22 protein-coding genes are annotated in these 21,647 nt (G+C 65.2%); 8 read left to right on the top strand and 14 right to left on the bottom strand.

Translation table 11 applies throughout. From position 1 onward, the window contains the following. Positions 1–354: 354 nt before the first annotated feature. On the top strand, positions 355–942 hold the full coding sequence (locus tag AC1DW2_RS02505; protein WP_354124514.1) for a TetR/AcrR family transcriptional regulator: 588 nt from the start codon (positions 355–357) through the stop codon (positions 940–942). A 36-nt stretch (positions 943–978) separates the two neighbouring features. Here AC1DW2_RS02505 and AC1DW2_RS02500 read toward each other — a convergent pair whose 3' ends face one another. The 4 genes from AC1DW2_RS02500 to AC1DW2_RS02485 all read right to left on the bottom strand — a co-directional run bounded on the left by AC1DW2_RS02500 (position 979) and on the right by AC1DW2_RS02485 (position 4,650). After that, positions 979–1,269 carry a hypothetical protein gene (locus AC1DW2_RS02500; protein ID WP_071912433.1) on the bottom strand — a complete coding sequence of 97 codons (291 nt, stop codon included), beginning with the start codon at positions 1,267–1,269 and terminating at the stop codon, positions 979–981. 97 nt (positions 1,270–1,366) lie between these two features. Continuing rightward, the gene (locus AC1DW2_RS02495; RefSeq protein WP_477005150.1) at positions 1,367–2,398 is read right to left on the bottom strand and encodes an MBL fold metallo-hydrolase; all 1,032 of its coding nucleotides are present in this window, start codon (positions 2,396–2,398) and stop codon (positions 1,367–1,369) included. Positions 2,399–2,621: 223 nt separating this feature from the next. Beyond that, positions 2,622–3,272 (bottom strand): response regulator, encoded by a 651-nt coding sequence (locus AC1DW2_RS02490; RefSeq protein WP_014494168.1) that lies wholly within the window; start codon positions 3,270–3,272, stop codon positions 2,622–2,624. A gap of 7 nt (positions 3,273–3,279) precedes the next feature. Further along, complete coding sequence (locus tag AC1DW2_RS02485; RefSeq protein ID WP_477005149.1) at positions 3,280–4,650, bottom strand: sensor histidine kinase; 1,371 nt, start codon at positions 4,648–4,650, stop codon at positions 3,280–3,282. A gap of 200 nt (positions 4,651–4,850) precedes the next feature. Between AC1DW2_RS02485 and AC1DW2_RS02480 the strand changes: the two genes are divergently transcribed. The 5 genes from AC1DW2_RS02480 to AC1DW2_RS02460 all read left to right on the top strand — a co-directional run bounded on the left by AC1DW2_RS02480 (position 4,851) and on the right by AC1DW2_RS02460 (position 9,199). Then, positions 4,851–5,621, top strand: a complete 771-nt coding sequence (locus tag AC1DW2_RS02480) for a MotA/TolQ/ExbB proton channel family protein (protein WP_028147463.1) — start codon at positions 4,851–4,853, stop codon at positions 5,619–5,621. Next, complete coding sequence (locus tag AC1DW2_RS02475) at positions 5,618–6,304, top strand: hypothetical protein (RefSeq protein WP_477005148.1); 687 nt, start codon at positions 5,618–5,620, stop codon at positions 6,302–6,304. The genes AC1DW2_RS02480 and AC1DW2_RS02475 overlap by 4 nt, the downstream gene beginning before the upstream one ends. Next, positions 6,297–6,902: a hypothetical protein gene (locus AC1DW2_RS02470; RefSeq protein WP_028147461.1), complete on the top strand. Its 606-nt coding sequence runs from the start codon at positions 6,297–6,299 to the stop codon at positions 6,900–6,902. The genes AC1DW2_RS02475 and AC1DW2_RS02470 overlap by 8 nt, the downstream gene beginning before the upstream one ends. A gap of 117 nt (positions 6,903–7,019) precedes the next feature. Next, positions 7,020–7,760 (top strand): metallophosphoesterase family protein, encoded by a 741-nt coding sequence (locus AC1DW2_RS02465; protein WP_063982396.1) that lies wholly within the window; start codon positions 7,020–7,022, stop codon positions 7,758–7,760. Positions 7,761–7,765: 5 nt separating this feature from the next. After that, positions 7,766–9,199, top strand: coding sequence for a serine/threonine protein kinase (locus AC1DW2_RS02460; RefSeq protein WP_477005147.1), 1,434 nt, complete (start codon positions 7,766–7,768; stop codon positions 9,197–9,199). Positions 9,200–9,205: 6 nt separating this feature from the next. Here the strand turns inward: AC1DW2_RS02460 and AC1DW2_RS02455 are convergent, their stop codons facing one another. From AC1DW2_RS02455 to rpe, 3 genes are all read right to left on the bottom strand, one after another. After that, positions 9,206–9,397 carry a hypothetical protein gene (locus AC1DW2_RS02455; protein ID WP_014494175.1) on the bottom strand — a complete coding sequence of 64 codons (192 nt, stop codon included), beginning with the start codon at positions 9,395–9,397 and terminating at the stop codon, positions 9,206–9,208. 22 nt (positions 9,398–9,419) lie between these two features. After that, positions 9,420–9,599 carry a hypothetical protein gene (locus AC1DW2_RS02450; RefSeq protein ID WP_028147458.1) on the bottom strand — a complete coding sequence of 60 codons (180 nt, stop codon included), beginning with the start codon at positions 9,597–9,599 and terminating at the stop codon, positions 9,420–9,422. Between the two features lie 298 nt (positions 9,600–9,897). Further along, the gene (gene rpe, locus AC1DW2_RS02445; RefSeq protein WP_354130323.1) at positions 9,898–10,599 is read right to left on the bottom strand and encodes a ribulose-phosphate 3-epimerase; all 702 of its coding nucleotides are present in this window, start codon (positions 10,597–10,599) and stop codon (positions 9,898–9,900) included. Positions 10,600–10,851: 252 nt separating this feature from the next. Between rpe and AC1DW2_RS02440 the strand changes: the two genes are divergently transcribed. After that, a complete protein-coding gene (locus AC1DW2_RS02440; RefSeq protein WP_477005146.1) occupies positions 10,852–11,640 on the top strand; it encodes an EF-hand domain-containing protein in 789 nt (262 codons plus the stop codon). A gap of 213 nt (positions 11,641–11,853) precedes the next feature. Here the strand turns inward: AC1DW2_RS02440 and AC1DW2_RS02435 are convergent, their stop codons facing one another. After that, positions 11,854–12,852 carry a P1 family peptidase gene (locus AC1DW2_RS02435; protein WP_477005145.1) on the bottom strand — a complete coding sequence of 333 codons (999 nt, stop codon included), beginning with the start codon at positions 12,850–12,852 and terminating at the stop codon, positions 11,854–11,856. Between the two features lie 54 nt (positions 12,853–12,906). Then, positions 12,907–15,759: a PAS domain S-box protein gene (locus AC1DW2_RS02430; RefSeq protein WP_477005144.1), complete on the bottom strand. Its 2,853-nt coding sequence runs from the start codon at positions 15,757–15,759 to the stop codon at positions 12,907–12,909. 195 nt (positions 15,760–15,954) lie between these two features. On the opposite strand from AC1DW2_RS02430, the gene AC1DW2_RS02425 reads away from it, so the two are divergent. Then, complete coding sequence (locus AC1DW2_RS02425) at positions 15,955–16,341, top strand: response regulator (protein ID WP_071912455.1); 387 nt, start codon at positions 15,955–15,957, stop codon at positions 16,339–16,341. 74 nt (positions 16,342–16,415) lie between these two features. On the opposite strand, the gene AC1DW2_RS02420 is transcribed toward AC1DW2_RS02425, so the two are convergent. The 5 genes from AC1DW2_RS02420 to AC1DW2_RS02400 all read right to left on the bottom strand — a co-directional run bounded on the left by AC1DW2_RS02420 (position 16,416) and on the right by AC1DW2_RS02400 (position 21,520). Next, the gene (locus AC1DW2_RS02420) at positions 16,416–17,534 is read right to left on the bottom strand and encodes a branched-chain amino acid ABC transporter substrate-binding protein (RefSeq protein WP_028147453.1); all 1,119 of its coding nucleotides are present in this window, start codon (positions 17,532–17,534) and stop codon (positions 16,416–16,418) included. 159 nt (positions 17,535–17,693) lie between these two features. Further along, positions 17,694–18,434 (bottom strand): ABC transporter ATP-binding protein, encoded by a 741-nt coding sequence (locus AC1DW2_RS02415; RefSeq protein WP_231142274.1) that lies wholly within the window; start codon positions 18,432–18,434, stop codon positions 17,694–17,696. Then, positions 18,431–19,276: an ABC transporter ATP-binding protein gene (locus AC1DW2_RS02410; protein ID WP_063982403.1), complete on the bottom strand. Its 846-nt coding sequence runs from the start codon at positions 19,274–19,276 to the stop codon at positions 18,431–18,433. The genes AC1DW2_RS02415 and AC1DW2_RS02410 overlap by 4 nt, the downstream gene beginning before the upstream one ends. Further along, positions 19,273–20,592, bottom strand: coding sequence for a high-affinity branched-chain amino acid ABC transporter permease LivM (gene livM, locus AC1DW2_RS02405; RefSeq protein WP_477005143.1), 1,320 nt, complete (start codon positions 20,590–20,592; stop codon positions 19,273–19,275). Before livM ends, AC1DW2_RS02410 begins: the two co-directional genes overlap by 4 nt. Before the next feature lie 10 nt (positions 20,593–20,602). Beyond that, positions 20,603–21,520, bottom strand: coding sequence for an ABC transporter permease subunit (locus tag AC1DW2_RS02400; RefSeq protein ID WP_028147449.1), 918 nt, complete (start codon positions 21,518–21,520; stop codon positions 20,603–20,605). Positions 21,521–21,647 lie beyond the last annotated feature (127 nt).

The following is a 21,647-nucleotide window of genomic DNA, read 5'->3' as shown; positions in this document are numbered from 1 at the left end:
GACAGATATTGAAATCTGTCAGCGAGACGTGTATATCCGTTCTCGGACGCTCCGATTGGGGCGTCCCGCGGCGACCCGCCCGGGGAGCCCGAGGTCCGAAACAGTTGCGGATCGCGGGACATAAGGAGGTTGGGACCGCGGACGAATGGAGACTTAAGACAATGACGACCGAAATCATCAACTTCACCGGAACGATTGGGCATTGGCTCAATTTACTGGTTGCGCGCCAGATCGCGGCGCAGGCTGCAAAACTGCCTCATTAAGGCGAGAGCTTTCCGAAACGACCGGCACGGGCGCTTCGGAAGCAGCTCCATCGCCGGGTAACTGAGCCCTCAACGGGAACATGGTGCTGGCATGAATGAAGCCGTGATCTTGACGCCGGAGCGGATCCTCGAAGTCACCGAGGACGTTCTGCGGCGCTACGGACTTGCCAAGGCCACCGTGGTTGACGTTGCCCGTGCGCTCGATGTGAGCCACGGCAGCGTCTATCGCCATTTCCCGAGCAAGGCCTCGCTGCGCGAGGCCGTCGCCAAACGCTGGCTGGATCGCATCGACGCGCCGTTACTGGCGATCGCCGAGGAGCAGGGGCCGGCGCCGGCCCGACTCGACCGCTGGCTGCGCACGCTGTTCGCCGCCAAGCGCTCGCGCGTGCTCGACGATCCCGAGATGTTCGACACCTATCTGACGCTGGCGCGCGAGGCTTGCGCCGCCGTCAAGTGCCACAAGGACACCATGATCGACCAGATCGCGTCGATCCTGACCGACGGCGTGAAGCAGGGCGTGTTCGAGGTGGACGACGTCAAGGCCACCGCCCGCGCCATCTTCGATGCCACCGTCCGCTTTCACCACCCGGCCCATGCCGACGAGTGGAAGGACGCCGATCTGCCCGCCCGTGTCGATGCGACCCTGGCGCTGGTGCTCCGCGGGTTGAAGGCGGCCTAGACCGACACGGTCCCGCCAAAGCGTGTAACTATCGATTCAGCCTTTCGCCTTGTGCAAAAGGGCCTCCTCGCGAAGGGCAGGCGAGTGGGTCGATTGCCTTCCGTTGGCGGATGGGACTACCGGCGGGCTCTCCGGATATGTGTTCACCGCGATTTCGACAGCGTCCTTCGACCGCTTCCGAATGCGGTAGAATGTAAGCTCCTGATCGAGTGCGGGGCAGCGGAAGTGGACGACGGCCGTATCCGGCAAGCGGCAGAGTTCGTCGATGAGTTCGCCCACGGTGAGGAGCGGAGGATCGACGACCGTTCGGTGCATGGCCTTACTCATGGCGCAACTCCCTTCACTCTGCTGCTAACCAAAGCGCGACGGTGTCGGTTCCATTCCGCTCGCCTCACGCGCTGGACAAAGGCGCGAACTGCGCGCGCTAGAGCGCGGATCCCGACCGCTGGCTGCGCGACCGCAATATGCCGAACGGGTCTTCGCGCCCGGCCAGTTTCCGATATGTCGCAAGGTCGTCAAGCGTTGGACCTTCCCCGCGTCTGGCATTCCCACTCGTTCCAACCGGAATCGACGTGCCGAGGCCGGCATAGAGATAGCTGTCGCCGAACGCCTTCTTGAGCGCGGCAAAAGTCGGCTCACCGGTGCAATGTCCCGGTGCTACGGCGTCGACCTTGAACCTGTCCTTCAGAGCGGTAACGACTTTCGCGATTGCATCGTCAGGCGCCACGACCAGATGAAATCCGCCGGCGATGAGATGAATCCTGGGATTGATACCGGTCGCCGCTTCGACAATGCGCTCGATTCCGGGGTGCGAACAACCGACCAGAAGGACTACGCCTTCTGCGGTGTTGACGGCCAGAGACAGCTCCTTGAGTTCTCTTGTTCCGGGCGCGTCGGAGATCAGCGAAATCAGCGTGATCCCAGGAGCAATCTCGGTCGTCTGATCGATCAGTTCGAAGTTTGCGTTGGCCCATGCCGAGCCGAACTTTATCACCGCTGGGGGCTTACCTCCGTAGTACCGCATCTCCGGCGGCAAGGCCTCGTCTTTCCGGAAGAAGCCGGAAGGCAGTGAAGAGCCGTAGATGCCAAATCCTTCCTTCGGCGCGTAGATCTTGACGGTCGGATTGACGCTTAGGACGTAGGACAAGCCCGCCATATGATCGGAGTGGCGGTGCGAAAGAACGACAAAGTCGAGGTCCGAGAGGTTGACGCCCCTGGCCTTCACGTTTGCCGCGAAGATCTCGGGGTCGTTACCCGTGTCGAACAGGATGCGTTTTCCCGCGACTTCGACAAGGGCGGAAAAACCCCAGTCCTTTGTCATCGCGTCATTTGTGCCGAAGGCGTCATAAAGAATAGTGATCTGGTCTTTCGCCTCAGCTGCTGCGCTTTCGGTGGTTCCTGTCGCGAAAACGTTGAAGGCGATCAGTGCGGCAAGAAGACTGTCCCTGATGTTCATGGAAGCGTCTCCTGTTGTCGTACAAAACATACAACGGGAACGAGGGCGGCTTCGAAAGAGCCGGGCCAAAAGGCCCGCGTCAAGATCGGAGCCCAACAGACATCCACCGGCGGTCTCGTGCCGGATGCCGTGGCTGCGATCGAGCCTAGCACAATCCGAGAGCGACTGGAGACCTTCGTTGGGGCGGTCGGCCGGAACCAGATAGGCCTCCAGCCGCCAAGCCCTAGATCCTCGTCAGCCCGCAGCTCGCGGCCAGCCGCACGAGTTGCGCGTCCGTGCGCGCGCCGGTCTTGGTCTTGATCAAATAATGATAGTTCTGCACCGTCTTGACGCTGAGATTGAGATGCGCAGCAATCTGCTCGGTCGTCGCGCCGCCGGCGAATTGGCGCAGGATCTCGATCTCGCGCTCACCCAGTTGGTCCAGCGCCGAGCCCGCCGACAGGCTGTCCTCGGCCAGTATATGTGCGATGTCGTCGCTCATGGCGCGCTCGCCGCGCGCAACGCTGCGGATCGCGGTGACGACCGCGGAGGGTTCGCTGCTCTTGGTGACGAAGCCGCTGGCGCCGGCGCTGAAGGCGGCTTTCACCAGCACGGCCTCGTTGTGCATGGTGAAGACGAGGATGCGCGCCCGCGGGCTGCGCGCGCGGATGTTGCGGATCGCCTCCAGTCCGCTCGCCCCGGGCATCGAGATATCCAGCAAGACGACATCAGGGTCGTGCGCCTTGAAGGCGCCGTAGGCGTCGGCCGCGTTGTCGGCTTCCGCCACGACATGGAGATCGCCCTGGCTCTCCAGCACGCGCCGGTAGCCTTGCCGGACGATCGGATGGTCGTCGACCAGCAGCACGGAGATGCCTGTTGCCGCGACATCGCTCATGTCGGCCTCACGCTGCGAGCGGGATGGTGGCGGCGACGCTGAGGCCTCCTCGCGCAGGCAGGATCGAGAGCGATCCGCCGGCCGCCGCGACCCGCTCGCGGATGCCGGTGAGGCCGAAGCCGGCCGACTGCGCCACGCGTGCGGCGTCGCCGCCGCCGTCGTCCTCGACACGGATCAGCAACGCGTCGTCGTCACCGGCGCGCCGCTCGATGCGCAAGGAGATCTCGCGCGCCGAGCTGTGGCGCAGTGCGTTGGTCAGGCATTCCTGCGCCACGCGATAGGCGGTGGTGGCGGCCGGGCCCCTGATGTCGGTGAGGTCGCCCCTGAGATCGAGCCGGATGGTCGGCTGCGCTGCGCTTTGCGAGCGCCAGCTATCCACCAAATTGACCAGGCTGGCCTCGAGCCCAAGCTCCTCGGGCAGGGGATTGCGCAGGCGTTTGAGCGCATCGCGCAGCGAGGCCATCAGATGATGGGTGGCCTGCGAGATCATGCGCGCGTCCTGCGCGATTGCGTTATCCTTGCTCTCCTTCGCGCTTGCGGTCTCGATCGTGTTGGCAAAGGCGAGGATGGCGGAGAGATTTTGGCCGAACTCGTCGTGCAGCTCGCGGGCGAGCGCGCGGCGTTCGTCGTCACGGATCTCGATCAGCCGCCTTGTCAGCGCCGCGCGCTGTTCGGTGGCTTCCTCCAGCCGGCCGCCGAGCTCGCCGACGGCGCTGCCGATCATCGCCAGCTCCATGGAGCGGAAGCGCGGCAGTTTCGTGCGATACTGGCCCCGCGCCATGCGCTGGAGCGCGGCGACGATGGTGCGCGCCGGCGCCAGCGCGTGCGCAATGGCGAGCGACGCCAAGAGCGCGATCGCCGCCGCCATCAGAAGCGCGACATCGACCACGTTGAGGAGATACTCCCAGGCAAGCGAGATGGCCGCTGCGGCATCCGGCGTCGCGACGACCGTTCCGGCGGCTGCCGCGCGGGGACTGACGGGCCTTATCACTTCGGCGTGGCTGCCGAGGAAGATGGGTACGATCGCGGTGAACCAGTGCGGCGGCGTCTTGCCTAGCCCCACGCTCTGGCCGCAGAGCGGCCTTTCGAATGCGATGGCCGGCTGGAACTCGACGCAGACGCCGGGCGAGATCAGCTTCATCGTCTCCAAGGTGCGCCACTCCGGAACCGGCAAGAGCTGCTCGCGCGTTCTGCTGCTGCGCAACAAGAACTCGTGCCAGTACAGCGCCTGAAGCGCCTGTGCGACCCGCTGCGCCGAGGCCGCGGTCGCCCGGTCGACGCTGCGATAGGCGTCGAACGTGGCCCAGACGGTCGCAGCGCCAAGGCAGAGCGCGACGATGAGAAGCAGACGGGCGACAAGCTGAAGCACGAGGCGCATGCGATCACCCTCAACGTTTGGTAAGGTCAGCCTAACAACGCCGCCGCGCCTTGCCAATTGCGGGGTTTGGGCCGGATTGCAGTTCGGGCAAATTTCCCAAGCCGGATTGGGCATGGCTCTTTGGACCGCGCGCGGCGGCTTTGATCTAATCGGGGTGGAATCGTTGCAGGCCAATCCCTGCAAGCCAGGAGCAGTGCAGCATGAGTTCGATGACGATTGGACCGATCGCGGGGTCTGCTGCCGACCCATCCGAGCGCAGCGCGCTGCTGTTCTGGATGATCTTCACTGGGCTGTCGATCTTCGCCGTCGTGCTGCTGTGGCGCTTCGGCCTGATCCGCCTGATGCTGACCTCGGACCGCACCTACATTTCCAGCGTGATCGCGCTGCTCTATGTCCTTACCTGCGGCCACTGCTTCCTGCGGACACGGGCGATCGCCCGTGAAGGCGCGGCGGCGCGGCGGTGCCGGGCGGTGCTCGCGGCGCCCGGGGGCAGCAAGGTGCTCGACGGCAGCGCAGCCGCGCTGCCACGCGGGCTGGTGCGGGACCACATCGAGAGCCTCGTGACGAAAGCGTCCGCGCAGGACTACCGGGCGGTCGACCAGACGCTGCTGCTGCGAACGCTGGCCGACCGGCTGCGCGGCTCCAACGGGTTCGGTGCCTTCGTCTCGGACACGCTGATGAAGCTCGGCCTGCTCGGCACCATCATCGGCTTCATCATCATGCTGGCGCCGATCGCGGGGCTGGACGCCGCCGACAAGGTCGCGATGCGCTCGTCGATGGGGCTGATGAGCGACGGCATGGCGGTCGCGATGTACACGACGCTCGCAGGCCTCGTCGGCTCGATCCTGGTGCGCATCCAGTATTACATGCTGGATGCCGCGACCCAGCGCGTGTTCTCGGACGCGGTGGTGCTGACCGAGACCTATGTGACGCCGGTGCTGGAGCGCAAAGGCGCTGGAACCGCGTCATGATGGGTGATTTCGGTCTCTATCCGCGCGAGGAGCCGTTCGATCCCCTGGGCGTGATGCTGTTCAAGGCGCTCCAGGTGATCGCCTTCCTGTTCTTCCTGGCGCTCCTCGCGGTGTCGCCCGATGCCAAGGACGGCAAGATCGATTCCAAGGCCGAGTTCATGATCACGCTGGACTGGCCGGACAGCCATCCAGACGATCTCGACCTGTTCGTGCAGGATCCCGCCGGCAACATCGCCTGGTATCGCCACCGCGAAGCCGGCTTCCTCACGCTCGATCGCGACGACCGGGGCGGGGCCAACGACTTCATCATGGTCAACGGCAAGAAGATCGCCTCGCCGATCCGCGAGGAGATCGTCACGGTGCGCGGCATCGTCGCCGGCGAATACACCGTCAACGTCTCGCATTTCGTGGCGACGACCGGCGAACCGGTCCAGGCCAATGTGAAGGTGCAGAAGCTCAATCCGACCGCGCAGGTGGTCTTCGACAACAAATTCACGCTCGATCACACCGGCGACGAGAAGACCGCGGTGCGGTTCCGGCTCGATGCGGAGGGAAAGGTCGTCAATGTGGACCAGCGGCCGAAATCGCTGCTGGAGACGTTCCGCAGCAGTTGGCGCAACGGCGCCGATCTCGACCCGAGGACCGGTGTGAGCAAGAACGCTGTGAGGGTGCGCCGTGACTAGCCTGCAGACGGTCATCCTCACGCTGTCGGTCGCCTACGCCGTCATCGGCGCGTTGTTGCTTGTCGTGCTGGTCTATGCGCGGCTGCACTGGTCGTTGAAGGCCGTCGCGGTGGTCGTGACCAGCGCCTTCTATGTCGTCAGCTTCACCGAGATGCGCGGGCTGCTGGGCTGGGCCAGTTCCGAACGGCTGCCGGCGACCTTCAAGCTGCTGAAGGCCCGCATCGTCGAGCCGCATTCGCTGGAAGGCGATCCCGGCTCGATCTATCTCTGGGTCGAGCAGCTGGATGACGACAATCGCCCGAGCGGCATCCCGCGCGCCTTTCGTGTGCCCTACAATGACAGGCTGGCCGACAAGACCCATGCGGCGGAGAACGAGATCGCGCTGGGACATCCGCAAGGCGGCCGCGCCGCCGATTTCGGCGGCGGCGATGGCAGTCTGATCGACATGGTCCGGGAATATGTGACGCCCAAGACCATTCTGGAGACCAGCGGCGGTGATTCCTCGACCGGCGAATTCCTGGCACCACCCGCCGGCGCGCAAGGCGCGGTGTTCACCCCGATTCCGCCGCCCCGGATGCCGCCGAAGGACGAGCAATAGGCTCTTCACCATCGCGACAGGGGCACGCTGGAAAACGGACCCGCACTGGCGCATCTTCTTGACGTCCCTCAATTTGGCCTTATCGGCTTCCGATAAGGCCTTTGGGGTGGAGGGTGCGTGCTTCTCGCTGTCTTCTCGGATATCCACGGCAACCGGCAGGCGTTCGAGGCCTGCCTGAAGGTTGCCCGCGCGAAGGGCGCGGAGCGGTTCGTCCTGCTCGGCGATTTCGTCGGCTATGGCGCCGATCCGGAATGGGTCGTGGATACCGTGATGGGTCTGGTCCGGGAGGGCGCCATCGCCGTCCGCGGCAATCATGACGAGGCGGTCAACACCACGACCGAAGCCATGAATGCGGAGGCGCAGATCGCGATCGAATGGACGCGCGGGCGGCTCGACGTCGCGCAGCGGCGGTTCCTCGCCGAGCTGCCGATGCTGGTGGATGAGAAGGAGCGCCTTTACGTCCACTCGGAGGCCTCGAGCCCGCAGCGCTGGCACTATGTCCGTTCGACGGCGGATGCCGCCAAGAGCCTGATATCGACGCCCGCCCATGTCACCTTCTGCGGCCACATCCATCGCCCGGCGCTCTATTCGATGTCGGTGACGGCGAAGATGACGGGCCTCGTGCCCAAGACCGACGTTTCCGTGCCGCTGCTGCGCGGGCGGCAATGGCTGGCCGTGCTCGGCTCGGTGGGCCAGCCTCGCGATGGCGATCCATCCGCAGCCTTCGTGCTGTTCGACACCGTGTCGTGCCAGATCACCTATTGCCGCGCGCCCTATGACATTGCGAGCGCGGCGAACAAGATTCGCGAAAACGGCCTGCCGCCCTGGCTCGCCGACCGGCTGTCGCAGGGACGCTGACGGCGATGCCGCAACCCCTGGTCAAATCAGGCGCCGAGATCGACGGCTACACCATCGGTGAATGCGTCCATGCCGGCGGCATGGCGACGCTGTGGACCGTCACCCATCCCGGCATTGACGTGCCGCTGCTGATGAAGATTCCGCGGGTGTCGGAGGGCGAGGACCCCGCCGCAATCGTCTCGTTCGAGATGGAGATGATGATCTTGCCGCGGCTCGCCGGCCCGCACGTGCCCTCGTGTTTCGGCACCGGTGACTTCGCGCACCACGCCTACGCCGTGATCGAGCGCATTCCCGGGACCACGCTCTACAAGCGGCTGCCCGACCTGCCGCTCCCATATGAGGAGGCGCGGCAGCTCGTCGCGAAGATCGCCGCCGCGCTGGCCGATCTGCACCGGCAGAACGTGATTCATCACGACATCAAGCCGAGCAGCATCATGTTCCGCGATAGCGGCGAGGCGGTCCTGATCGATTACGGCCTGTCGCACCACAACCATCTGCCGGACCTGTTGCAGGAAGAATTCCGCCTGCCTTACGGCACCGCGCCCTACATGGCGCCCGAGCGGCTGTTGGGGGTACGCGACGATCCGCGCAGCGATCTGTTTTCGCTGGGCGTGCTGCTCTATTTCTTCACCACCGGCGAGCGTCCCTTCGGAGAGGGCGAGACGCTGCGCGCGATGCGTCGCCGGCTGTGGCGCGATCCGCATCCGCCGCGCGAATTGCGCGCGGACTATCCGCCCTGGCTTCAGGAGGTGGTGCTGCGCTGTCTCGAGATCGAGCCGGTGCGGCGCTATCCGACCGCGTCCCAGCTCGCCTTCGATCTCGCTCATCCGGACCAGGTCAGGCTCACCGCGCGTTCGGAACGGCTGAAGCGCGACCCCTTGAGCGTCGCCTGGCGGCGGCGCTTCAACCTGGGTGTCATGGCGCCGCGCGCGAAATCGGACGTCGCCGCGCAAATCGCCTCCAGCCCGATCCTGGCGGTCGCGCTCGACACGGTGGAAGGCGCGGGCGAGCTGAACGAGGCGCTGCGCGTGACGACCGAGCGCATTCTCGCGACGTTGCCGTCGGCGCGACTTGCCTGCGTCAACGTGCTCAAGCTCAACCGCATCGCGATCGACCGGACGCTCGACGAGCAGGGCTCCAACAAGCATATCGACCGGCTGGTCGCGCTCCGGCATTGGGCGGCGCCGCTCAAGCTGGATGAGAGCCGGCTGTCGGTTCACGTGCTGGAGGCCGTCGACCCCGCCGCAGCGCTGCTGGAATTCGCCGAGATCAATCAGGTCGACCACGTCATCATCGGCGCGCGGCAGAGCTCGTTCCGCCGCACGCTGCTCGGCAGCGTCTCGGCCAAGGTGGCCTCGGAGGCGGCCTGCACCGTCACCGTGGTGCGGCCGCCGCGGATGGCTGCGGCGAAACCAGACGCCGGCGTCGTGTGGGGCTAGGAAAGATCACGCCGCGTGGGCGGCGTGGACGGAGCGCTTGCGGCGGATCGGCCAGCAGAATTGCGGGCCGGGCTCGCCGTGATCCGCGCCGCCGCCGAAATACTGGATGATCTCGCGGCAGGGCTCGCAATTGAAGAGGTTACGCGACGCGGATGCCTTGGTCATTTCCTTCAGGCAGTTCGGGCAGTGCGGTTTCATCGGGCGTGGTCCAGAACAGAATTCAATGCCGGCGCGGTGACCGGAGCGGGTGATCCGGGTCCGCCATCTCGGGCCCGGTGTCGTCGCGCCTCTCGCCTTCGGTGCGTTCGAGCCGACCGAAGAAATAGTCGAGGTCAGGATGCGGGCGCCGCGGGATGCGGCACCTGCGCTTCGCTTGACGCTTCACGAGCGCGATCTGCATGGGCTCAGGCCCGATACCAGTCGCGACGGACGATGCGGGCCGAACGTGCCGGCACCCTCGCCGGTCCGGCCGATGGGCCAAACACAACAAACGCACTGAAACCAAGCCACAACGCCACGCCAGTCCAAACCAGGGTCGTCGTCATGATGTGCTCCCGCGAAAACAGGCAAGAATCACTAGCGGTGATTTGCACGAATCAGGGAAGCCCGGAGGAGTACGGATCAAGGTGCAATTTAGGCATTGCGCGTCGCAACGCCCGTAAGACCCGCAGCTTTTCAGCAAATATGTTGCTTGTGCTTCAGATCGCTTCGCCGCGTGCGCCTGCGGCGGCGTTACGGATCGCGGCGATGTTGGTCTTGTACGCTTCCTGCGTGCCGCCCTTGAACACGGAGGTGCCGGCGACGAAGGCGTTGGCGCCCGCCGCGGCCAGGGGACCCGCGACATCGGGACCGACGCCGCCATCGACCTCGATGTCGATCGAACGTCCCGCCGTCATCGCGCGGATGTCGCGGATCTTGCCGATCGCAGACGGGATGAAGGCCTGGCCGCCGAAGCCGGGATTGACCGACATCACCAGCACGAGGTCGACGAGGTCGATGACGTATTCGAGCACGCTGATCGGCGTGCCCGGGTTGAGCGAGACGCCGGCCTTCTTGCCGAGCGCGCGGATCGCCTGGAGCGAGCGGTGCAGATGGGGACCTGCTTCCGCATGCACGGTGATGTGGTCACAGCCGGCTTTGGCGAAGGCCTCGAGATAGGGGTCGCAGGGCGAGATCATCAGATGCGCGTCGAAGATCTTCTTGGTGTGCGGGCGCATCGCCTTGATGACGTCGGGGCCGTAGGAGATGTTGGGCACGAAATGACCGTCCATCACGTCGAGATGGATCCAGTCGGCGCCGGCCGCGTCCACCGCGCGCACCTCTTCGCCGAGCCTGGAGAAGTCCGAGGCCAGGATCGAGGGCGCGATGGCCAGGGGGCGGGGAGTGAAGGCTTGGGTCATGGCGCGGTGTCCCGTGGCGGCCGTGAAAGATGATGCTCGCCTAACATGGGCCTCTCAGCCGGGCAATGCAGGGGTGGTGTGCTTCCTGTGGGCGGAAATTTCTGCCGCGACCGGCATGAATTGCCGGTGTTCCCGAGCCGCGCCATGCGTCGCGAAGGCGGATTTCATTGAGCTTTTTGCGCTGGCACGACGCTTGCTGACATCACCGCCAGAACATTGGCTGCGGCGTGCCGCATCGGTTGGAGTTGTGCAATGTTGTTTGCCCTTGGTGCCGTATCGAGCGCGCTCGACGCGATCCAGTCGCTGACGAACTCGAAATCGTCCTCCTCGACCCAGAAGACGGGGTCTTCGCAGAACGCGCCGATCAATCCGTTCGCGATCGACAGCAGCAGCACGACCAGCAACGCGACCTCGCCGGTCAACGCAGGCAAAACTCCGCAGATCTCGCCGGAGACGATGAACGCGCTGTTCGCCGCGCAAAGCCAGTCGACGGACAGCACCGGCAGCACGGCCAGCTCGAGCTCGACGTCTTCGACCTCGACGAGCCGTGACGCTGCGCTGAAGGACCTGTTCTCTCAGATCGACGGGGACGGCGACGGCAAGATTACCAAGTCCGAATTCGAGAGCGCGCTGGGGGCCGGCGGCACCAACCTCGCGCAGGCCGACGACGTGTTCTCGAAGATGGATACGAATTCCGACGGCAGCGTCAGCCTGGACGAGATGTCGAAGGCGCTGAAGAGCGGCCATCACGGCCATGCCCACGGTGCCAGCGGCTCCGGCGACGCCTCCGGCAGCGGCTCGGATTCGTCGTCGTCGTTGAGCGGTGGATCGACCTCGACCACGACGACCGCCGCCGATGGCTCGACCACCACCACCGTCACCTACGCCGACGGCTTCAAGATGTCGACGACGGTCCCGGGCGCCTCCAGCGCCTCTCGCAATTCGGCCTACGATCTGTTCGCGCAGTTGATGCAGCGGCAAGGCGGGCAGGGCCAAGGCGCCTCAGCGACCGCCGGCTCGTCGATGTCGATGAGCGTCTGACGCCCACTCGCTGTCATGCCCCGGCTTGCCGCCTTCGCTAAAGCTTCGGCGGCCGAGCACCCTTGTGGCCTCGGCGTAGCCTTGGCGGAGCCGGGACCGGGGCATCCAGTACGCCGCGGCTTCCCGGTTCAATCACAACTGCCTCTGGAATACTGGATCGCCCGGTCTTCGCCGGGCGATGACGCGCGATATGCGGTGAGAGGCGCGTGCCCCTTACCCGCCGAAGCGGTCCTTCCACGCCGGTAATGCTCCCGCAAACGGCAGCGCCGTCGCGCTGTACACGCCGCGCGCGATCGCGCGCGCGACCACGTTGGCGGCGACCGTGCCGAGTTCGGTGAGGCCGACCAGCGGCTCGATCGGCTTCTCGCAGGTCGCAGCCGCAAACAGCACGTCGCCGTCGGTCGGGGCATGCACGGGATAGATGGCGCGGGCAAATCCGGTGTGCGCGATCATCGCAAGCCGCTTGGCCTGGGCCTTGGTCAGCGTCGCATCGGTGACGACGAGGCCGATCGTGGTGTTCTCGCGCGCGCTTGCGGCCGGGCCGCCCTTGATGCGCATCGCCAGCATGTCAGGCGTGAATTTGGATGGTAGGCCGCGCCCGCCGAACTCGCCGTTCTCCTCGAACGGCGCCGCCCAGAACCACGGTCCCTCGCCGACGGTTGCGCTGCCGACCGCGTTGACGACCATGATGGCGGCCACCTTGATGCCGTTGGGCAGGACCGCTGAAGCCGAGCCGAGCCCGCCCTTGAAGGTCGCGGTGGTACAGCCGAGGCCTGCGCCGACGCTGCCCAGCGCGAAATCGTGGCCCGCGGCCACAGCTGCCGCGTAACCGAGATCGCGATAGGGCGCGAAGCGACCCCAGGCCTTGTCGCCGCCGTTGAGCAGGTCGAACACGATGGCGCCCGGCACGATCGGGATCACCGCCTCGCGAATCCGGAAGCCGCGGCCCTGTTCGGCAAGCCAGGCCTGGACGCCGCCGCCGGTCTCGATGCCGAAGGCGGAGCCGCCGGACAGCGCAATCGCGTCAACGCGCTCGACCGTGCTGGCAAGGTCGAGCAGCGCATCCTCGCGCGTGCCCGGCCCGCCGCCGCGCACGTCGATCGCCGCGACCGCCGGGGCATCGAAGATGATCGCTGTCGTGCCGGAGGCGATTTTCGCATCCTCGGCATGGCCGACGCGGACGCCGGCGATATCGGTAAGCAGATTTTTCAAGGCCGCCACTCCATGCGCTTCAGGCATCAGCGATAGCGCACCGATGCCGCGCGCTCAACTCGCCAGCGCGGTCCTGAGCATCTTGGCAAGTTCGGATTTGCGATAGGGCTTGGCCAGCAGCAGCACGCCGGAATCGAGCCGGCCGTGATGGACGATGGCGTTCTCGGTGTAGCCCGAGGTGAACAGCGTCTTCAGGTCGGGACGCCGCCGCGCCGCCTCGTCCGCGAGCTGGCGGCCGTTCATGTGGCCCGGCATGATGATGTCGGTGAAGAGCAGGTCGATGCCCTTGTCGGCATCGATGATGGTGAGGGCTTCGGCCGCGTTGGCGGCTTCGAGCGCGGCATAGCCGAGGCTCTTGATCTGGGTCACGACATATTGGCGCACCAGCGCGTCGTCCTCGACGATCAGGATCTTCTCGTCGCCGCCGGCGATGGGCACGTTCTGGAGCGACTCGTACTCGCTCTCCTGCACGCCGCTCGAGCGCGGCAGATAGATCTTCACGCTCGTGCCGTGGCCTTCCTCGCTGTAGATCTTGATGTGGCCGCCGGACTGCTTGACGAAGCCGAACACCATGCTGAGCCCGAGCCCGGTGCCCTTGCCGACCTCCTTGGTGGTGAAGAACGGGTCGAACACCCGCTCCATCAGGTCCAGTGGAATGCCGGTGCCGGTGTCGCTGACCGCGATCATCACATAGCTGCCGGCGACGACGTCGGGATTCATGCTGGCATAGCCGTCGTCGAGGAAGATGTTGCGGGTCTCCAGCACCAGTGTGCCGCCGTCCGGCATGGCGTCGCGCGCGTTCAGCGCGAGATTGAGGATCGCGGTGGAAAGTTGGCCCGGGTCGACCAGCGCCGGCCAGGCATCCTCGGTGAGCTGCGGCATGATGGTGATCTGCTCGCCGAGGGTCGGGTGCAGCAGCTTGGCGGCCTCGAGCGCCAGCGCATTGACGTCGATCTCGCGCGGCTGGAGCGGCTGCTTGCGGGCAAAGGCGAGCAGGTGCTTGGTCAGTTGCGCGCCGCGCTCGGCGGCGTCGTCGATCAGCTTGGTGATGGCGGCGAGCTCAGGACGGTCGGCCACCGCATCCGCGAGGATGCCGATCGTGCCGGTGATGACGGTCAGCACGTTGTTGAAATCGTGGGCGACGCCGCCGGTCAGCTGGCCGATGGAGTCCATTTTCTGGACCTGCCTGAGCTGGGCTTCCGCGGCCTGCTTCTCGGTGAGGTCGCGGCCGATGAAGAAATGGCGCTTCACCGGCTCCGACCAGGTCCCCATCCAGTTCAGCGTCACCTCGTGACCGTCGTAGTGGTAGTAGCGCGCCTCGAAGCTGCGCTTGACCGCGCCACGCCGCGCCGCGCGCATCTCGCTGCGGGTGTTGTCGAGGTCATCGGGGTGAATGAACTCGATGGCGCTGTGCCCGATCATGTCCTCCGGCTTGTACCCGAGGATGTCCTTCACGCTCGGGCTGATCTGGATGAAATTGCCGTAACCGTCCGTCACGAGGATCAGGTCCTGCGAGGTCTCGAAGATGCGCTGGCGCTCCTCGATCTCGCGGTTGAGAGCGGATTCCGCCCGCTTCCGCTCGGTGATGTCGCGAGCGACCTTGGAGGCGCCGATGATCTTGCCGTCGGTCGATCGCAGCGGGACCTGGCTCAGCAGGACGTCGATCGGCTGGCCACTCTTGTGCAGCCGCACGGTCTCGTGCTGGTCGATGACCTCGCCGTTGCGGGTGCGGGCCAGCATTTCGGCGACTTCCTCGCGCTGCCCCTCGGGCATGATGATATCGACCTGGCGGCCGATCGCCTCGCTGGCGGAGTAGCCGAAGACGTGCTCTGCCGCCTTGTTCCAGGACGTGATGGTGCCGTCGAGCGACTTCGTGATGATGGCGTCGTTGGAGGACTCGACGACGGCGCTGAACAGCCGCTCGCGCTCGGCATAATAGTTCCGCTCCGAGCTCGACTGCCGCTGCAGCGCGCCGACCATGCCTGCCGTGTTGGCCTGGAGCCGCACGTTCTCGATGAGCAGCACCGCGAGCACGAAACTCGACGCAAAGAGGCCGTAGAGCCGGCCGGCATAGAAGCCGAGGTCGAAACGCGCGACGTTGACGATCGCCGACAGCGCGATGTCGAACAGCCAGGCGCACATCGTGACCATGAGCCAGATGTCGATCACCGTGTGCGGCTTGCGAAACCACAGCGTGACCAGCGCCGCGAAGCTGAGGGACCACACGAACGACACCACGCCGATCATGGTGGGGGTGTAGTGGCCGTCCTTGAGCAGGACCGGTAGCAGGCCGTGCTGCGCAGTCACCAGCCAGGCGAAGACGGTCAACGCGACGAACACGCCGGCGACGGAAAGTGCGATCGCGGGAGCCGTCGCGCCCGCAACCCTGTTGCCGCCGTTGCCGTCCTTGAGCCAGGCATAGGCCAGCACGAACAGCGGGAAACCGGCGTGCCAGATCATGTAGAGCCAGACGGTGGTCTGTGAGCCTGCACCGAACAATCCGGCCGGGGCGAACAGCCCGGGGAAGGTGAGGGCGTGGGTCACCGCGGCGCCCGCCGTGAACATATAGCCGATCGACAGCAGCAGCAGCGCGCGGCTGCGCAGCACGGCGAACTGCGACAGCAGCAAAACGGCGGTGATGATGTCGCTGACCGCGAGCGCCGACTGGTAGCTCGCCACGAAGGCCGGCACCTGTGCGAGCGGCAAGCCCGCAAACGGTACCGCCAGTGCGAACAGGATCGCGGAGATGCCGACGATCGCCAACGCAGCCCTGCGATCGCTTCGCGTAGCCGGCAAGGTCGACAGGAATGTGCTTCGGTCGTTAGGCGCTAGCACGTCGATCTCTCGTAAGCCGGCATGATGACCTCCTACGTCAATCTCTTCCGGCCGGGAAGCCGCTACCCGCATGGTAGCCCGCTCCGGGCGCGCATCCTGACAGAAAGCGCATGCGACTCAACCGAAGGTTACAGCTTATTTAACTTGGGGTGGGACTTGGAACAGGTAGCTGGTAAGAGGTGATTTACCGGGACAGACCCATACTGCCTTGCCGGGCACTTGCGGTGAATTGAACCAAATAATGATACGTATCCGGGAGTTGTTCCCATGCGCCGTGTTCTCGTTGTCGACGACCAGAAGGAGGTCCGCGCCATGGTCGCGATCGTGCTTCGGGTCAACCGCTTTGACGTCGTCGAAGCCGAGAGCGGCGCAGCGGGCCTGAAAGCCTTCAGCGAGGGCGCTTTCGATGCCGCGATCGTCGATATTTTCCTGGCCGACACCAGCGGCGTTGACGTCATGGCGGCCATTCGCGAGCGAGTTCCCGGGTTCCCGATCGTCGCGGTCTCCGGCATGACCGCGCTGGATTTCATGGGCGAGGCGCCTGGTCTGGCCGACGTGGTATGCCTGCAAAAGCCATTTCGGCCGAACGATCTCCTGCAAGCGCTCCACAAGGCCCAGGCTGCGGCGGGCGGCGAACTCTCCGCAGCCGTGTGACCGCACGGCGAAAGAAAACGCCCCGGCGAACCGGGGCGTTGGATTGATCCGGTTAAAAGGTCAGGCATCCTGTCTTAGGTGCCGTTGCCCTTGATCTCGGCGTAGCCGCCCTTGGCGTCCCATTTGTAGACGACATAGTCGAGCTGCTTGATGTCGCCCTTGGCGTCATACTCGATCGGGCCGATCACGGTGTCCCACTTGCCGGCCTTGATCGCCGCCATGACCTTCTTGGCGTCCGTGGTGCCGGCCTTCTTTGCCGCCTGCGACCAGACCTGCATCGCCGCGTAGGTGTAGAGCGTATAGCCCTCGGGGTCGATGTTCTTGGCCTTGAAGGCGTCGACGATCTTCTTCGCGGTCGGCTTGTTGCGCGGATCGGGGCCGAAGGTGAACAACGTGCCTTCGCCGGCCGGACCGGTGATGGAGGCGTACTCCTTGTCGGCGAGCGCGTCGCCGGCCATCAGGATCGTCTTGAGGCCCTGGTCACGCATCTGGCGCAGGATCAGGCCGCTCTCCTGATGATAGCCGCCGACATAGACGAGGTCGATGTTGTCGCGCTTCAGGCGCGAGACGATCGCGTTGAAGTCCTTGTCGCCCTTGTTGTAGGACTCGTACATCTTCTCGGTGATGCCGGCCTTGTTGAGCGCCTTCTTGGTCTCGTCGGCGAGACCCTTGCCGTAGGTGGTCTTGTCGTTGAGGATCGCGATGTTCTTGCCCTTGTAGTTCTTGGCGATGTACTGCGCCGCGACCAGGCCCTGCTGGTCGTCACGGCCGCAGACGCGCGCCACGTTCCAGAGTCCGCTATCGGTGAACTTCGGATTGGTCGAGGCGGGGGTAATCTGGAGCACGTTGCCGTCGGCATAGGCTTCGGAGGCGGGGATCGACGACGACGAGCAATAGTGCCCGGCCACGAACGGGATTTTCGCGCCGGCGATCTTCTCGGCGATCGAGCGCGCCTGCTTCGGGTCGCAGGCGTCGTCCTCGACGTTGAGCGCGAGCTTCTTGCCGTTGACGCCGCCGGCGGCGTTGATGTCAGCCACGGCCATCTCGGCGCCGTTCTTCATCTGGCGGCCGAAGGCGGACTCTCCGCCGGTCATCGGGCCTGCGACTGCGACGGTGACATCCTGCGCGAAAGCCGCGCTCGATAGCGCGATCGACGCGCCGAATGCCAGACCGATGAGCTTCAGTGATTTCATGAGATACCTCGCGGGTGGTCGACTGTGGAAGTTGCCGGGTACGCCCGGTCTAAACCGGCGCCATTCTTGAATGAATCTCGGGAGAAGTCACCGGCAAAATACGGGCATTGGCGGAGATATCTCGCCACATTCGGCCGCACGCGCTCCCCGTCGGCAACCTCAGCCGTGCCGGCCGCCCTCCAGGTAGGCGGCGCGAATCTCGGGGCGCTGCAACAACTCGGCGCCGGTCCCGGCCAGCGTGATCAGGCCGTTGACCATGACGTAACCGCGATGGGCGAGCTTCAGCGCATGGTTGGCGTTCTGCTCGACGATCAGGACCGTCAGGCCGTCCTGGCGGTTCAGGGTGCGGATCGCATCGAAAATCTGGCGCGCGATCAGCGGCGCCAGCCCGAGCGAGGGCTCGTCGAGCAGAAGCAGGCGGGGGCGGCTCATCAGGGCGCGGCCGATTGCCAGCATCTGCTGCTCGCCGCCGGACAGCGTTCCGCCGCGCTGGGCGTAACGCTCCTTCAGCCGCGGGAACAGCGTGAACACGCGTTGCAGCGTGGCCTCGCGTTCGGCGTCGGTGCATCCGGTGGCGTCCGCTCCCATCTGGAGGTTTTCCGCCACGCTCATGCGCGGGAAGATGCGGCGGCCTTCCGGCGATTGCGCGATGCGCAAATGGGCGATCTCATGGGTGGGAACGTCGGTGATGTCACGGCCTTCGTACAGGATATGGCCGGCGCGGGCGCGCGGCTTGCCGAAGATCGTCATCATCAGCGTGGACTTGCCGGCGCCGTTGGCGCCGATCAGCGCGACGATCTCGCCGGCGCTGATCTCGACATCGACGCCCTTTAGCGCCTCGATCTTGCCGTAGGCGGCGCGCAGGCCCCGGATCGACAGCAGGGGAGCGGACGACGTCACGACCCGCTCTCCATCACGGCCACGGCCTCTTCCTCGTCGGTGCCGAGATAGGCGGCGATCACCTTGGGATCGTCGCGGATCTCGCGCGGAGAGCCTTCCGCGATCTTGACGCCATGGTCCATCACCACGATGTGGTCGGAGATCTCCATCACCACCGACATGTCGTGCTCGATCAGCAGGATCGAGGTGCCGAGCTCGTTGCGGATCGAGAGCAGGAGCTCGCTCAAGGCCGCGCTCTCGCGCGCGTTGAGACCCGCGGCGGGCTCGTCCAGGCACAAAAGCGCGGGCTCGGTGCACATCGCGCGCGCAATCTCGAGCCTGCGCTGGTCGCCATAGGCGAAATTGCCGGCGGCATCGTCGGCGCGGTCGAGCAAATTGACCCGCTTGAGCCAGTCGGTGGCGAGGTCGATCGCGCGCTTTTCGGCGTCGCGGTAGCCGGGCGCGCCGATGAGGCCGAGAAAGGTGAAGCCGGAGGCGCGCATCAACGCGTTGTGCTGCGCCACCATCAGGTTTTCCAGCGCGGTCATACCGGGAAACAGGCGGATGTTCTGGAAGGTGCGCGCCACCTTGGCCTGCTTGGCGATGCGGAAATCGTTCAGCCGTTCCAGCGCAATCACCTTGCCGTCGTCATGGGTGAGGCGAATGGCGCCGCCGCTCGGCTTGTAGAAGCCGGTGATGCAGTTGAACACGGTGGTCTTGCCGGCGCCGTTCGGTCCGATCAGCGCGGTAATCTTCTTCCGTTCGGCCGCAAACGACAGGTCTTGCACGGCGACGATGCCACCGAAGCGCATGGTCAGCCGGTCGACGCCAAGAATCTTGTCGCTAATCTTGTCGCCGCTCATCCGTGCCCTTCCTTGACGAGGTCGGAGGAGATCGCCTGCGCCTTGGTCAGATACACGGTCGGCGCGCGATGGCCGATCAGGCCGCGCGGCCGCCATATCATGATCAGCACCATGGCCATGCCGAACACCAGCATGCGGTAGGTCTCGAGGCTGCGGAACAGCTCGAAGCCGCCGATCATGGCGAGCGCGGCGAGCGCGACGCCGAGCTGCGAGCCCATGCCGCCGAGCACGACGATGGCGAGCACCAGCGCCGATTCCTGGAAGGTGAAGGATTCCGGACTGATGAAGCCCTGGCGCGTCGCGAAGAACGCACCGGCAAAGCCGCCGAACATGGCGCCGGTCGCGAACGCCGTGAGCTTGGTGGTCGTGGTGTTGATGCCGAGCGCGCGGCAGGCGACCTCGTCCTCGCGCAAGGCCTCCCAAGCGCGGCCGATCGGCAGGCGGCGCAGCCGGATCGTCACCCAGTTGGTGAGCAGCGCAAGCGCCAGGATCAGGTAGAACAGGAAGACGATGCGCTGGGTCGGCGAATATTCGATGCCGAGCCTGGCGGCGAGCCCGTTGTCGCTGTTGTCCAGCGGGATGCCGAAGAACGAGGGGCGGGGAATGCTGGAGACGCCGTTGGGGCCGCCGGTGAGGCTCTGCCAGTTGATGATGACGAGGCGGATGATCTCGCCGAAGGCGAGCGTCACGATGGCGAGATAGTCGCCGCGCAGGCGCAGCACGGGGAAGCCGAGCAGCACGCCCCAGAACGCGGCGAGGATGCCGGCAAGCGGCAGGCAGACCCAGAACGACCAGCCGAAATTGGTCGCCAGCAGCGCGTAGGAATAGGCGCCCACCGCGTAGAAGGCGACGTAGCCGAGATCGAGCAGGCCGGCGAGCCCGACCACGACGTTCAGCCCCCAGCCGAGCATGACATAGGTGAGCACGAGGATCGCGAGGTCGAGGATATAGCGCTGATCATAGAAGATCACGGGCACAAGCACCGTGAAGATCAGAAGTGCGGGCGCCAGGTAACGGCCCAGAAACGACATGCCGCTGCGTATAGCCGGCGGCACCAGCTTGTCGGTGCCGCTGGAACCGATCCACTGTCGCAACAGCCCGAGCACGATCGAGCCGCCGAACACGGCGGCAACGAGGGAGGCGACCTCGCCGAAGCGGGTCCAATAGGTGAGCTGGCCGTCGGAACCCGCTTCGGTGCGGACGCCGACCATCAGCGAGAACAGCACCAGCGCGATCAGGGCGTTGACGAAGGCCGTCTTCAGCAGAGCGGGGATGTCCGTTGCAGGTTTGGTCGTATTGCTCGAGAGAATTGTCACGCGGCGACCGTTAGACTTTTTCGACTTCGGGACGGCCGAGCAGGCCGGTCGGCATGAAGATCAGCACGACGATCAGGATCGAGAACGCCGCGACGTCCTTGTACTCGACCGAGAAATAGGCCGACCAGAACGTCTCGATCAGGCCGATCGCGAGACCGCCCAGCATGGCGCCAGGCAGCGAGCCGATGCCGCCGAGCACGGCCGCGGTGAACGCCTTGATGCCGGCGACGAAGCCCATGAAGAAATCCACCAGGCCATAATAGAGCAGGTACATCAGGCCCGCGACTGCGGCGAGTGCTGCGCCGATCACGAAGGTCATGGAGATGGTGCGGTCGACGTTGACGCCGAGCAGCGCCGCCATGGTCTGGTCCTGCTCGCAGGCCCGCATGTCGCGGCCGAGCCGGGTGCGCGACACCAGCCAGGTGAAGATCCCAAGCAGCACGATGGTGGTGAGAACCACCATGATCTGGATGTTGGAGAGCTGGATCACAAAGCCGTCCGCGCTTTCGTGCAGCGTATAGCCGCCGGTGATGAAGGGCGGAATCGGCTTGACGCGGGCGCCCTGCGCGACCTGCGAGTAATTGGTCAGCACGAAGGACATGCCGATCGCCGACAGCATCGGGGCGAGGCGGAAGGAATGACGCAGGGGCCGGTAGGCGATGCGCTCGATGGTCCAGCCATAGAGCGCGGTGATCGCCATCGACACCAGCAGCACCACCAGCAGGATCACCGGGATCGCGGTCAGGCCGAGCGAGATCAGGATCAGGAAGGTGATCAGGGCGATGAAGCCGCCGATCATGAAGACATCGCCATGGGCGAAATTGATCATCCCGACGATGCCGTAGACCATCGTATAGCCGATGGCGATCAGGCCGTAGATCGAGCCCAGAACGAGACCGTTGATGAGCTGCTGGGCGAAATAATCCATGGGCTGCCGTTACCAAACCTGACGCGGCTCAAAGGGAGCTCTTCGAGAGAAAGTGTGATTGAGTTTCTTCTCGGGCCCCGGCAGCCCCTAAGCATTCTTCTCGTTTTGTAACAGGAGGGAACTGGTG

Source organism: Bradyrhizobium sp. P3_C3, assembly GCF_056402655.1.
The sequence above is the reverse complement of the archived record's forward strand: the minus strand, read 5'-3'. Positions and strand labels throughout refer to the sequence as shown.